Annotated in this window: 13 protein-coding genes and 4 tRNA genes; 4 read left to right on the forward strand and 13 right to left on the reverse strand. The window is 65.1% G+C overall.

Translation table 11 applies throughout. The features are described 5' to 3' along the window. Window positions 1-24 precede the first annotated feature (24 nt). The 7 genes from AB0J29_RS22595 to AB0J29_RS22625 form a co-directional block, all read right to left on the reverse strand. The gene (locus AB0J29_RS22595; protein ID WP_364789444.1) at window positions 25-744 is read right to left on the reverse strand and encodes a polyprenol monophosphomannose synthase; all 720 of its coding nucleotides are present in this window, start codon (window positions 742-744) and stop codon (window positions 25-27) included. A gap of 575 nt (window positions 745-1,319) precedes the next feature. After that, window positions 1,320-1,547, reverse strand: a complete 228-nt coding sequence (locus AB0J29_RS22600; RefSeq protein ID WP_364789447.1) for a hypothetical protein — start codon at window positions 1,545-1,547, stop codon at window positions 1,320-1,322. Window positions 1,548-1,867: 320 nt separating this feature from the next. Next, entirely contained in the window at window positions 1,868-2,047 is a 180-nt protein-coding gene (locus AB0J29_RS22605; protein WP_364789450.1) for a DUF6374 family protein, read from the reverse strand. Window positions 2,048-2,251: 204 nt separating this feature from the next. Then, window positions 2,252-2,328 (reverse strand) — tRNA-Phe (locus tag AB0J29_RS22610). 59 nt (window positions 2,329-2,387) lie between these two features. Continuing rightward, window positions 2,388-2,461: transfer RNA gene (locus AB0J29_RS22615), tRNA-Asp, on the reverse strand. A gap of 29 nt (window positions 2,462-2,490) precedes the next feature. After that, window positions 2,491-2,563, reverse strand: a tRNA-Glu gene (locus AB0J29_RS22620). A gap of 93 nt (window positions 2,564-2,656) precedes the next feature. Beyond that, window positions 2,657-3,322 carry a TetR family transcriptional regulator gene (locus AB0J29_RS22625; protein WP_364789453.1) on the reverse strand — a complete coding sequence of 222 codons (666 nt, stop codon included), beginning with the start codon at window positions 3,320-3,322 and terminating at the stop codon, window positions 2,657-2,659. A gap of 848 nt (window positions 3,323-4,170) precedes the next feature. Between AB0J29_RS22625 and AB0J29_RS22630 the strand changes: the two genes are divergently transcribed. The 3 genes from AB0J29_RS22630 (at window position 4,171) to AB0J29_RS22640 (ending at window position 5,839) form a co-directional block, all read left to right on the forward strand. Continuing rightward, window positions 4,171-4,243, forward strand: a tRNA-Lys gene (locus AB0J29_RS22630). A gap of 55 nt (window positions 4,244-4,298) precedes the next feature. After that, on the forward strand, window positions 4,299-4,667 hold the full coding sequence (locus AB0J29_RS22635; protein WP_364789456.1) for a DUF937 domain-containing protein: 369 nt from the start codon (window positions 4,299-4,301) through the stop codon (window positions 4,665-4,667). 209 nt (window positions 4,668-4,876) lie between these two features. After that, complete coding sequence (locus AB0J29_RS22640) at window positions 4,877-5,839, forward strand: acyl-ACP desaturase (RefSeq protein WP_364789459.1); 963 nt, start codon at window positions 4,877-4,879, stop codon at window positions 5,837-5,839. A 124-nt stretch (window positions 5,840-5,963) separates the two neighbouring features. Here AB0J29_RS22640 and AB0J29_RS22645 read toward each other — a convergent pair whose 3' ends face one another. Then, window positions 5,964-6,605, reverse strand: coding sequence for a hypothetical protein (locus tag AB0J29_RS22645; protein WP_364789462.1), 642 nt, complete (start codon window positions 6,603-6,605; stop codon window positions 5,964-5,966). A gap of 256 nt (window positions 6,606-6,861) precedes the next feature. On the opposite strand from AB0J29_RS22645, the gene AB0J29_RS22650 reads away from it, so the two are divergent. Continuing rightward, entirely contained in the window at window positions 6,862-7,728 is an 867-nt protein-coding gene (locus AB0J29_RS22650) for an SDR family oxidoreductase (protein ID WP_364789465.1), read from the forward strand. A gap of 234 nt (window positions 7,729-7,962) precedes the next feature. Here AB0J29_RS22650 and AB0J29_RS22655 read toward each other — a convergent pair whose 3' ends face one another. Genes AB0J29_RS22655 through AB0J29_RS22675 form a run of 5 tightly spaced genes read right to left on the reverse strand, consistent with a single transcriptional unit; the run spans window position 7,963 to window position 12,782 of the window. Further along, window positions 7,963-8,598 (reverse strand): nuclear transport factor 2 family protein, encoded by a 636-nt coding sequence (locus AB0J29_RS22655; protein ID WP_364789468.1) that lies wholly within the window; start codon window positions 8,596-8,598, stop codon window positions 7,963-7,965. 14 nt (window positions 8,599-8,612) lie between these two features. Further along, window positions 8,613-9,113: a hypothetical protein gene (locus AB0J29_RS22660; RefSeq protein WP_364789471.1), complete on the reverse strand. Its 501-nt coding sequence runs from the start codon at window positions 9,111-9,113 to the stop codon at window positions 8,613-8,615. 20 nt (window positions 9,114-9,133) lie between these two features. Next, window positions 9,134-11,626, reverse strand: a complete 2,493-nt coding sequence (locus AB0J29_RS22665) for an FtsX-like permease family protein (protein WP_364789474.1) — start codon at window positions 11,624-11,626, stop codon at window positions 9,134-9,136. Then, window positions 11,623-12,348, reverse strand: coding sequence for an ABC transporter ATP-binding protein (locus AB0J29_RS22670; protein ID WP_364789477.1), 726 nt, complete (start codon window positions 12,346-12,348; stop codon window positions 11,623-11,625). The genes AB0J29_RS22665 and AB0J29_RS22670 overlap by 4 nt, the downstream gene beginning before the upstream one ends. Continuing rightward, entirely contained in the window at window positions 12,348-12,782 is a 435-nt protein-coding gene (locus AB0J29_RS22675) for an SRPBCC family protein (RefSeq protein WP_364789480.1), read from the reverse strand. Before AB0J29_RS22675 ends, AB0J29_RS22670 begins: the two co-directional genes overlap by 1 nt. Window positions 12,783-12,821 lie beyond the last annotated feature (39 nt).

Raw genomic sequence — 12,821 nt, forward strand, 5'->3', positions numbered from 1 at the left:
CGCTGGCCGGACGGGGGTGCGGTGTCAGACGGAGCGGCCGAACAGCAGCTTCCACGGCATCAGCGCGGATTCCAGCTGCACCTGGAGGCTCATCTTGGAGTCGCCGAGGGTGCGCTCCTCGAACCGGATGGGCACCTCCGCGATCGTGATGCCCTTCTTGACCGTCCGGTAGTTCATCTCGACCTGGAAGGAGTAACCGTTGCTGCGGATCGAGGCCACATCGATGGCGCGCAGCGTATCGGCCTTCCATGCCTTGAATCCGGCGGTCGCGTCCTTGACGCGCAGGCGCAAGATCAGGTTCACGTAGAAGTTGGCCCAAGCGGACAGTGCCTGGCGGTACCACTTCCACTCCTCGGCGGTGGAGCCGCCGGGCACGTAGCGGGACCCGAGCACGACACCGGCATCGGTGGTGTCCAGCTTCTCCAGCATCGCCGGAATGACCTCGGCCGGATGCGACAGGTCGGCGTCCATCTGGATCACCACATCGGCACCCTCTTCCAGTGCCAGCGTGATCCCGGCCACATAGGCGCGGCCCAATCCGTCCTTTTCGGTGCGGTGCAGTACACCGACGACATTCGGCAGCTCCGCCGCCAACTTGTCGGCGACCTCACCGGTCCCGTCCGGTGAATTGTCATCCACCACGAGCACATGCAGATCGGGCACCGACAGCGCCGTCAGCCGCTCCACCGCAACCGGCAGATTCTCCCGCTCGTTGTAGGTCGGCACAACAACGGTAACCCTCAAGGGTCGCCCTCCCTGCTCACCTGTTCCAGCCCGCAGACCCACGACAGGACCCGGAGCACTCGTCTGATTGTCAAGAACCGTACTTGATCGACCTGACGACCACCTGAGCGCCCGCATACTCCCGCCGCCACCGGAATAACCCGGACATGCCGACTACCTCGCACATCGCGCCGCTACCCCCGCCGATCGCCCCCGATCCGCACCGAAATCAGTTGCCGCACACCACCCCTGACGCGCCCTCACTTATCCCCTTCGCGCCACTCCCGATCCCGCGCATCCTCGCGAGCATTGCGCGCACGCACGATCTCCAACGCCCGCTCAGCAGTGACCCGATCCGGATACGGCCCCATCCGATCCCGAAACCAACACTGCTTTCCACTCTCGGCCCGTTGATGCTTCAAGCAGTAATACCACTTCTCCGCCATTCCCCCAGCATCCCACCACCATGATCAACAGACCCCCCTTTTTTCCACCCCAACCCCAGGATCCGCCCTCTTGTGGGCACGGCTGTCGCACAGTCGAAAAACCGGCCGTCCTGGCTTGTGACAGCCAGGACGACCGGCGGGAGGGGCTAGCTAGAGGCAACCACTCGACTTGAGCTGGGCGGCAACCTCATCGGAGACAGTGACGGAGCGGCCGATATTGGCCTCGGTCAGGTCGGATGAGCTGATGCCGGCCTGACTCGCGCAGCCAAGCAACTTGGCGTCCACGTTGACGCTTTGGTCGGCGTGCGCGATGCCGGCCCCGGTCACGACAGCACCGGCCAGCGCTACAGCGAGAACACCGGTCTTGACGAATCGCATGAGATTTCCTCCTTTGAATCGCAGTCCTACGGTTCTGCTCGACACCTGATTCACATACCTGATGTGTTCGGAGTACGCCCGTCCGTCGTAGCTGACGAAGCTCACCCCCTGAGTTGCAGGCTCCAACATACGCACTGGACACCGATTCGCGCCGGCACATTCGCCACTTCGGTCGAAGTTGATCGCCGAGCCTGGCCAGAAAAGTCCCCCCGACCAGGTGATTTGCCGGGGAGATTTGGTGGCCGGGCCAGGATCGAACCGGCGCCCCTCCGCTTCACCTGATGGGAGCCGAGGCCCCCGGGCTGGTCAGCTACGTCGTGCTATCCGCGGGAGCCCTGGGTTTCCTCGACGTAGATCCGCATGCCCTCGGCGATCTTCCCCGCTGCGTTCTCCAGTTGGTCGGGAGTCATGCGCTTGCCGAACGCGGCGGCGTCGAGAAGTTGCCCGCGCACCTGCTCCAGATTCATCCGTGCCCAGTCCAGGCGAGAGAGTTCCGGCATAGTCGGGAGACTACTCCGAATCGAACAAAGTTTCGATAGTGGGTTATCGATGAGCGAACCGACCAAAGAGGCGAACATCACAATTCGGGCGTGCAATCCATGCGCGACAGGCCCCAGTCTTCGACGGTCAACCACGGTAGACAGATGAGCCATACATCATGGACATGGAAAATCCCCCTGACCTCGTTCGATGTCAAGGGGACTTGGTGGCCAGGGCCGGGATCGAACCGGCGACCTTCCGCTTTTCAGGCGGACGCTCGTACCAACTGAGCTACCTGGCCGCAGGCACCCGTGGTGAATGCCATACGCGAAACGCCGGATTGCTCCGGCGCTTATTTTGCGACCCTGACGGGACTCGAACCCGCGACCTCCGCCGTGACAGGGCGGCGCGCTAACCAACTGCGCCACAGGGCCTTGCGTTGCTTCCAACGGTCCGAAGACCGTACCCCCTACGGGATTCGAACCCGCGCTACCGCCTTGAAAGGGCGGCGTCCTAGGCCGCTAGACGAAGGGGGCTCGCCCCGGATTTCTCCGGATCGGCTTCAACGGCTGTCCGTTGGGAGCTGGGATAGCTTATGACAGACCGGCCGCGTTTCCCAAATCGGCTGCTCAGGCTCCCAAACCGAGCTCTTCGAGTCGAGCCTGCGCCCGCCAGCCGTCCTTGCGGAACTTCTCGACCCACTCCGGGGTGGCCATCGCCTCGACCACAACCTCGAGCGCCTCCTGGAACCGGGCACGCAGATCGATCCCGCTGCCGAGGGTGTCGATCAGATAGCGCTGGCCGACCAGGGCGGCGGAAATCGTGCGAGTGAAGCGGTCCGGGTCGGCGTCGGCGCGCAGCTGCCCCTGATCGATCGCACGGACCGCGAGCACTCTGGTGGCGCGGCCGAGTATGCGACCGCCGCCGGTCTGCACATCGCGATAGAAGTCCGGTTCGATGATCAATCGGAATTCGGCCTGCACGATGATGTCGTGCTCGAGTCGCAATGCCACCTCGTCGACCATCCCGTGCAGGACGTCGAGTGGACCGAGATCCGCCCTGGCAAGCCAGCGCTCGGCCGATGCGCGGTATCGGTCCACCGCGGTCTCGAGCACCGCGCGTGCGAGATCTTCCTTGGAATCGAAATGGAAGTACATGGCGCCCTTGGTGGCGCGTGAACCTTCCAATATGCGGTTGAGCGATGCAGCGGCATAGCCGCTCTTCCCGAACTCAACGGCGGCGGACCTGATTATCGCCGCGCGTGTCCGGCGGGCCCGCTCTTGCTGCCGTGCCATGCTCGAAACGCCTCCGAAGCCTACTCGTCGCCAATCGGTGCCATAAAGAACAGACCCTTGGCGCGAATTTACGAGTTTTATCAATACTTCAATCCGGGATTTCGCCCCGTTTCAAACTTTCGGTACGAAAACTTGGGAAAATCCTCAAATACACCAGCTGGTATACTTTTGCCGCCCAGGTGCGCCGCAGGGGGTGCGCACCTGGGCATTACTTGGTCTCGGATCCGCCTCCCCCGCCGTCGACTCGTAGGAAGTCGCGATCGGTCGTACCGGCCGCGACACGTTCGGGCACACCAACGTTAAGCCGAATTCCGGATCGCCGGGTAAGTCGGCGATTCTTCCGTAATTCACCAAGCCGCCACGGTACCCGGAAACACCATCCGACACGCGGCAAACCGAGGACTCCAGCCGCCGAAACATCTGGATATCCGTTACAGCTAACTTCACGCAATCGAGCAAAGTGCTGCCGCGGATTTCCGAATTCGACAGCGACGCAGCATCGTTCACCCGACTCGACCAGCGGCCCGGTCGCCGCGGCGCCGACCGCGCGACACCGGCCAGCCGCCGCGCTGCGTCCCCCCACACGCTGGCCCTACCCCTCCCGCAAATCCAAAGACATTGGTACGCAACATGATTGGATCGTATCCCGGCTCGGTAGGAATGAACAAAGCTGGGTGCCAAATGTTTACCGGCAGCATCGCTACCCGCACGGGTCGTGTTACCCGGCGCGGCAGCACGACTCGGTACCGGCCCCTGACAACCCGGAGCGAACCGAACTACGCCCGAGCCGACCCACCCCGGCCCCCGGTTACCCGATCCGCGCCCGGCCAACTACACTGTCCATCCGCGCCCCTATAGCTCAGTTGGTAGAGCTACGGACTTTTAATCCGCAGGTCGTAGGTTCGAGCCCTACTGGGGGCACCGCGTCAGGCGTCCGGTTTACCGGACGCCTGAGCCATTTCCTGGTCGAACGCCCGTGACAACGCACATCCGGTCCGGCCGTGAAACACCACATTCCGTGCGGGCATTCTCCCAGGTTCCCATCGCGCAGATCGCCGACGAATTGGGTGTCGACCAGGCCACCGCGACGAATGCGGTAAAGGCGGCATTGCTCGGCGGATTGCAGGCCAACGCGACCGTGCCCGAGGGTGTGGCCGCTTCGGTGGGCGCGCTGGCGAACTCGGCGAGAGCAGGGGCACGGTGGATGTCGATCGGATCGATGTCGAGCTGGCCTATCGGCCGAGCGGCTCGGCGATGGCGCGGCCCCGTAGACGCAGTCGGGCGGGTGCGGCATCGGCGGTTGTGTGCGTTACCGCACGCCCTGCTAACGACTCTCGGCCGGTAGCGATAAACCCCTCGTTGCGGGCTGAACCCCTACACTCGGTGTGGCTGTCGAACGCCGACGTCGGCGTATGACCTCTATCACGGGGTCCCACCTGTCAGCCCGATGCGTTTCGCATCACACCTACGGTGCCGTAAGGTATGGCCGCATCGGCACACGGTCCACCCCGGGGAACTGACCAGCAAGAGCGCACACACATGAAGGGCTTGTATATGGCAAGGGATCTGACTCAACTCGAGCTGCTCACGGAGTTGGAGCCGGTTGCCGAAGAAAACGTCAACCGGCACCTCTCCATGGCAAAGGAATGGCATCCGCACGACTATGTCCCGTGGGATGAGGGCCGCAACTTCGCGGCACTCGGCGGAATCGACTGGGACCCTGAGCAGTCCCGATTGAGCGAGGTCGCGAAGGCGGCCATGATCACCAATCTCCTCACCGAAGACAATCTGCCCTCCTACCACCGCGAGATCGCCGAGAACTTCTCCCAGGACGGTGCCTGGGGTACCTGGGTGGGCCGCTGGACCGCTGAGGAGAACCGCCATGGCATCGTCATGCGCGACTACCTCGTGGTGACCCGTGGTGTCGATCCCGTCGCGCTCGAAGAGGCGCGCATGATCCACATGACCAATGGATTCGCGTCGCCGACCGAAGCCGATGCGGGCTTCCTGCACTCGGTCGCGTATGTGACCTTCCAGGAGCTGGCCACCCGGGTCAGCCACCGCAATACCGGCAAGGTCTGTGACGACCCGATCGCCGACCGCATGCTGCAGCGGGTCGCCGCCGACGAGAACCTGCACATGATCTTCTACCGCAACATGTGCGGCGCGGCCCTGGACCTCTGCCCCGACCAGGCCCTCGAGGCGATCACGCTGATCCTGGAGAACTTCCAGATGCCCGGCGCCGGCATGCCCAACTTCCGCCGCAACGGCGTGCTGATGGCCAAGCACGGCATCTACGATCTGCGCCAGCACCTCGAAGAGGTGGTGCAGCCGGTGCTGAAGAAGTGGAATATCTTCGAACGCACCGATTTCACCGCACGCGGCGAGGCTGTGCGCGAGCGGCTGGGCCTGTTCCTGGAGAAGCTGGGCCAGGACGCCATCAAGTTCGAAGAGCAGCGCGACCGCATGCTCGCCCGCGAGGCGAAGAAGCGCGAGCTCGCCGGGGTCGCCGGCTGATCCCGACCTCCCGCAAACGTAAACGCGCCGCCGCCGGATTTCTCCGACGGCGGCGCGTTTATGTTCGGCAATGCCGCTCTCGGCGGCGAACTTATCGGTTCAAACCACCAAACTCGTTGCGGCGCTACTTAACCGGCAATGCACCGTCGACACCGCCCACATCGACGACCTTCCAATCCGAGTTCTTGTCCAGCGTGACGTTGTAGGCAACCGTCGTCTGCGCGCCCTTCGGGCTCTGCGCATTCGTCGAAATCACCGTGACGAACACATCGACTTTGCGGATAGCGCCTTGGTCCGACCTCACTTTTGCGGCAATCGGCGCAGCGGTGGAGGTCCACTTCAACGGAACCAGAATCTGTTCGAGTTCGGGCACGGTCGCATCGAACTTATTCGCCAACTGCGGAACGGTATTCGCTTTCAGCTTGGCAACCCATGATGGGATGTCCTGATAATTGACGGTGGCCGCGCCGACCGCGTATTCGGTGGCCACCTGTTCGGCCTTCTTATCCGCGGCCGCCCGATCGTTTCGATCGGCGAGATCGCGGCGCGCCGACCACAGAAATCCGGTCGACACGCAGACCGCGACTACCAAAGCGCCGACGGTCGCGCCGAGAACCATGGTGGAGCTGCGAACCGAAACGGTTCCCGACTGTCGTCCGGACTTGTCGGCCTTCGTCTCGGATGCCTTCGTCTCGGCAGTCTCACCCAACTCCACGCTGGAGTCGTCGTCCCGCCCCGATCTGTTGCCCCCGATCCGTTCCGTCATTCGCCCTATCCGATGATTCTGGTGGTCACGGGCGATTACCCGCGAGTAACAGGCTACTGAGGCCGTCTGAGAAGGTCGCAGCGCCCTCGGCGCACGAGGCGGGCCGGGCCGCTCGAGCCCCATTCCGAATCCGCCGACGATCCGGCCGTAAACGTCGACACTGAAGGTATCGCCGTCGAACCGGCGGTGCGGCTGGCCGCCGACGGCCCGCCGCGCCGACCGGCCAAAGCTCAGAGGACCGTAGGAGGCCGAGGACATGTCGAGCACATCGAAGGACGACGGGGCGCTCACCGGTAGGGTCGTCGCGATCACCGGAGGGGCGCGCGGTATCGGACGCGCCACCGCAGCGGCATTTCTGGCGGCGGGCGCCGCGGTCGCGATCGGCGATATCGATGTCGAACTGGTGGCCAAGACAGCGTCGGAGTTGGGTGCGGACCCGGACGCCAAGGTCGTCGGGCTACCGCTCGACGTCACCGATCGCAGCTCGTTCGCCGCCTTCCTCGACACCGTGGACGACGAGCTGGGGCCATTGGATGTACTCGTCAACAATGCGGGCATCATGCCGACCGGCCTATTTGTTGATGAGGACGAGGCGATGACCGATCGAATCATCGATATCAATCTCAACGGAGTGATCCACGGTTCGCGGCTCGCCGTCGAGCGGTTCAAGGACCGCGGCACCGGACACCTGATCAATATCGCGTCTTTGGCTGGGACACAGGGCTTTCCGGGTCTGGCCACCTACTGCGCGACCAAGCACGCGGTGGTCGGGTTCACCTCGGCGCTGCATTGGGAGATGAAGGAGCACGGCGTACACGTCGGCGCCGTGCTGCCGGGCATCGTCCGCACCGAACTATCCGCCGGTACCAACATGCCCGCCTGGATTACACCGGTGACCACGGTGGATCCGGAGGAGGTCGCGCAGGCGATCGTGAAATTGGTACGGCAGGACAAACCGCTGGTGACCGTGCCGCGCCGACTCGCGGCCATCATCAAATCGGCGCAGCTGCTGCCCTACCGTGCACAACTGCGCATCGCCAAATTCACCGGCGCGACAACGGCTTTCACCCAACCCGACCCCGCGTTGCGCGAGATCTACCACCGCAGACTCCGCGGCGAATAGGCCGCTGCGCACGTCTCGACCTCATCGGCAGGCCGCTGAAGCGGGCGATGCGGCCCCGCACACCGGATTCCCGCGAACTTCTGCGAGTACGGTCCGGTGCAGATACGGGTTCGCGATCATCGCGCGGGCTCGGGGCTCCATCCGCTCGGTGCGCACGCAGACCGACGATCGCCGGGACTCACGTGCTGTACGAGCCCTGCCATGCGGGAGCGGAACTTCGGCTGAGGCCGCAGGTCAGCCCCGCGTACGGTACCGGTGCAGGGTGCGCAGGACCGGGGCCGCGAGGCGTTGCAGCCGAATCACGAGTTGGAACAGGCGGGTTCGAGGGGCAGGGAGCAGGCCGACCTGGCGGGCCAGGTCGAATAGGTCGGTGGTGGTGGACCAGCGGGTGAGCAAACCGTTGCGTAGTTCGTAGACATCGACGCCGCGGGTGTCGAAGTAGTGTCCGGTCGGCGCGATTCCGAGCGGGGAAGGACCGCCGCCCATATCGCCCGCGAAGGTACCGCGCATGCGCCAGGGGGCGGCCATGCCGGTGCCGAGGATGGCGAGGTAGGGGGTGCCTGCCAGTTCGAAGCGCACGTCCGGGAAGGCTTGCCAGGTCATGGTGACGACCTCGCGGAGAGCCGATTTACCGAGGAGGTGTTCGCCGAACAGGGACGGGTCTTCGTAGCGGATGTCCTCGGCGACCAGGGCCACAACGGCGTCGAGGTCGTGCCGGTCCCAGGCATCGAGCCAGCGTACGGACCAGTCTCGCCACATGATGGCTTGTTCGGCGGCACGCTCGGCGAAGGACGCCACCAGGTCGGGCATGGCGGCGGCGAGTTCCTGGGAGGTCATGCCGTCGACGAGGGTGGGCTCGAGGTTTGTCACGGTGGTACCCCGGATCAGTTGCAGGCGGTCGAGGTGAGCTGCGCGTTGGCGAGCATCTGGCAGGCCCAGGCCTTCTGGAGCTTCCAGCGACCTCCCTCGGCGACGAAGGGGATCGATGCCTGCCCCTCCACCGGCTTGCCATTGAGAGTGAGGGTTGTGCTGGCCTGCATGACGCCATCGCCGACATATTCGACCGAGGTCACGGTCATGGTGACCTTGTTGGCGGCTCCGGCCTGGGTCATCTTGTCGACCAGGTCGGGGTCGATATCCGCGCCCTGGACCGCGCCGATCTTCTGGTCGCGGGAGGTGTTCGGGTCCAGCGCCATCATGAGGCCCACATTGAGATCGCCCGGACCGGGCAGCGGGATCGGCGGCTGGTCGACGACCACCTTCGTGGTCGATTGCACCGCACCGTGTTTCGAGCTGCCGCTCTCGGAGTCGCCACATGCGGCCGTGGTGAGCGCCAGCGCCGCACCGAGCATGATCGCTACCACCCGGACACGAGTCGTCTTCATGGATACGTTCTCCTGCTTCGTCATTCGATGGTGACGGCGTCGATGATGTTGAGCCGGGACGCCCGGATCGCGGGAGGAATGGAGCCGAGCAGGCTCAAACCCACTGCGGCTGCGGCGAATACGATGGCCATGACGCTCGGGGAGTAGCCGACGTCGATATTCATGATGCCGGGAGTGACGCTGTCGAAGAAGTACTGGCTAGCCAGTCCGAACAGCAATCCCAGCCCGCCGCCGACGCCGCCGATACCCGCCGCTTCGGCGAGGATCATTCGCAGCGTGACGCGCCGGCTCGCGCCCATCGCCCGCAGCACGCCGATTTCCCGGCGTCGCTCCAGGACCGAGAGGGTGAGGGTGTTCAGCAGTGCGACCGCGGCGATCAGGACGATGATCACCCACACGGCATTGGCCACGGCCATGCCCTGCCGGATGGCCCCCTCGACACCGGCCAGCGATTCCGCACCGGAGTACACGTACACCTCGGCCGGACTCGCATCCCGAATCGATTGCAGCAGTTGGGCTTTGTCCACCCCCGGACGGCCGTCGATCTGCAACAGGGTGGCCCCCGGCTGGTCGAACCAGTCGCGCATCAGCGGCAATCCGATGCCCGCCGTCCCGGTCAGCGCCGAGAAGTACGACACCACCTCCAGCACCCGAATATGTTGCAGCCCACGGGGTGTGCGAACGGCGAGTTCGTCGCCGGTGTGCACGCCGAGGGACCGGCTGAGGTCACGTGAGAGCACCACCCCTCGCCCGGCGACAAGGTCGGCCCTGGTCTGCGCCGACACCTGTTGGTAGAGCGGGCTGACACTCCCGTCCTGCAACCCGTACAGAATGATCTTCTCGTCGGCGAGCGTGGCGTAGGCGAGCTGCCCCTCGGTGACGTGCTCGACGCCCGGCAGTGCGGCGATATCGGTGGCCAGCCCGGAGGGCAGCACGCCGGTCGGGAACTCTTCGGGCGGATGCGAGGCTACCCACACGTCCACGTCGCCGACCGATCCGAGCGAGGTCCGCACCGCATTGAGCAGGTCATTGTTCGCGCCGGTAATGGTGACAGTGACCGCGACCGCCATGAAGACGGTCATCATGGTCGCCCAGACCCGGCGCGGCGCGCGTTCCAGAGTGGCCGCGGCGAGGTCGCCCGCACGACCGCACTGCCGTGCCACCCAGGCCGCCGCCCGCACCAGTGCGCCGATGGCGGCGAAGCAGGCCGCGATGCCCGCACCGAAGAACAGGGACAGGGCGATGCCGGAGAAGAGGAAGTTGCTCAACCGCAGCCACACCAGCCAGATAGCGACGGTGATGCCGCCGACCGTCACACAGATCGCCGCCAGCCGCAGCCACGGCCGGACCTGGTCGGCGACGGATGCGCCGACCGGCGCGAGCGCTTCGATCGGCGACACCTTGTACACCTGGTAAGCGGCCACGGCCGAGGCGGCGACGCTGGTGCACACGGCCGCGCCGATGGCGATCGGAATCGCGTACGCGGGTAGCAAATACGTGGTACGTGCTTCCACCGCCTGCATGAGTGCGACCGGCAGGGTTCGAATGGCCATATGGCCGAACCCGATTCCGATCAGCGAACCCAGTGCGCCACCGACACATCCGACGATGGCGGATTCGGTGAGCAGATCGGTGACGATGGTTCGCCGTCGTCCGCCGATCGCACGCAGCATCGAAATCGTCGGCCGCCGTTGGGCGATTGCCATCGTCATGGTCGTGTAGATGAGGAACGCCGCCACGATGAATGCCAGCGCGGCCCCCATCAGCGTCATGTATTGCAGAATGCGCACGCCGCTGCCGGTCTGCACCGCCCGCACGCTGGGTTCGGCGACCAGCGCCCGGCCGTTGACCACGCCGTCGACGGCGCTGCGCAGCGAACCCGGATCGGTATTCGGCGCGGCGACGACCAGCACTGAATCCAGTCGCCCTGGATGCTCGCTGACCTGTTGCGCGATGGCGAGTGTGGTGAGGACGTAGTGGCCTTCATTGAGCCGCGCCGCGGTGCCGCCGTGGGTCACGCCCGCGACCTTGACCCGGCGCGATCCCAAGCGCAACGTATCGCCGGCCTGTACGCCGATACCGGGTCCGACCAAGACGCCGTTGGGGGTCGAGATGAGGGCGGCGAACTGTTGCTCGACGGCGGCCTGCAGATCACTGCCCAGCGTCGTAGCGGACGCGTCGGTCCCCAGCAGCAGCAAAGGCCCGGTGTCGGAATCGATCTGGGTGCGGACCATCGGGACCGCCTGCTCGACGCCGGGGGTCTTGGCGATCTCGTCGCGAATCGAGGTTGGGAATCCGGAGTCGGTGACCCCGGTGACCTCGAGTGCCGCATTACCCGCCAGCCCGCCGACCAGCCGGTCCACCGAGCCGGTGAGGGAGCCGAAGATGCCGAACACCGACACCAGGAACGCGGCCGAGACCGCCATGACGATCACCGAGGCGAGGGTGCGGCCGCGGTGGGTCGCGAATTCCCGCAGACTGAACAACCGCCAGCGGTCGATCAGCGCCGTCACCGGAGTTTTCCGGCGAATTCTTCGGAAACCACTGGTGCGCCGGGGGTCTCGTCCCGCACGATGCGACCGTCGGCAAGTGTGATCACCCGATCGGTGGTGCTGGCGGCCTCGGTGTTGTGGGTGACCATGATGACCGCGCGTTCGCGCCCGGTTTCGTGGGCGATCCGGGCGAGCAGGGCCATGATGTCCGCGCCGGTCTTGGAGTCGAGATTGCCGGTGGGTTCGTCGGCGAGGATGAGCGGCGGGTCCATCAGCAGCGCGCGGGCGAGCGCGACACGCTGCATCTGCCCGCCCGAGAGTTCCGCTGGCCGGTGTTCGGCGCGATCACCGAGTCCGACCAGTGTGAGCAGCTCCAGTGCGCGGGCCTTGGTGGCGCGGAGTCCGGTGCCGTCCAGCAGTTTCGGCACCGCGACGTTCTCCCATGCCGAAAGCGTGGGCAGCAGGTTGAAGAACTGGAAGACGAATCCGACGTGATGCCGCCGGAATTCGGATTGCTGATCGTCGTTCAGCTTCCCGATTTCATTGCCGCGGAACCGGATCGACCCGCTGTCGGGGAGATCCAGCGCGCCGAGCAGATGCAGCAGGGTGCTCTTGCCGGCTCCGGACGGGCCGACCACCGAGACGAACTGGCCGGCTTCGATGGTCAGGTCGATGCCGTCGAGGGCGCGCACACCCTGTCCGCCGATCCGATAGGTCCGAACGACGCCGTCGAGTACCAGCATCAGGCGGCCGCGATCTCACGTAGCTTGGCCATGGATTTGACCAGCTGGGTCTGGGCGTCGTTCTCGATCACCTGTGACAGCTGCCCGGTCAGCACCGGGCCCGCGAAGTCACCGGAGATGGTGAGCTGGCACCCGCCGGGGCGGCGTTCGATGGCGAAGGTGAACTCGCAGGTGATCCCCGCCGGGCTGCGGCCGGACAGGGTCAGTTCCATGGGCGGTTTGAATGCGGTGATGGTCAGGTCCAGCCGCTGGGTCATGCCGAGCATCCGGATGTTCTGCGCCAGCATCGAGTTCACGCCGATGTGCTCGGGCGGATCTTCGGCAAACCCGCCGTGTAGCTGGAACCAATCTCCCCACCTGGAGGTGTCCGCGATGATGGTGTAGAGCCGCATCGGATTGACTTCCAATGCGTTGGTGACCTCGAATTTGGCCATGAGAGCGCCCTCCCTTGTAATTACGCAGCAAACTTCCTC

This window comes from Nocardia sp. NPDC049707, from assembly GCF_040674855.1.
In the GTDB taxonomy this organism is placed as follows: domain Bacteria; phylum Actinomycetota; class Actinomycetes; order Mycobacteriales; family Mycobacteriaceae; genus Nocardia.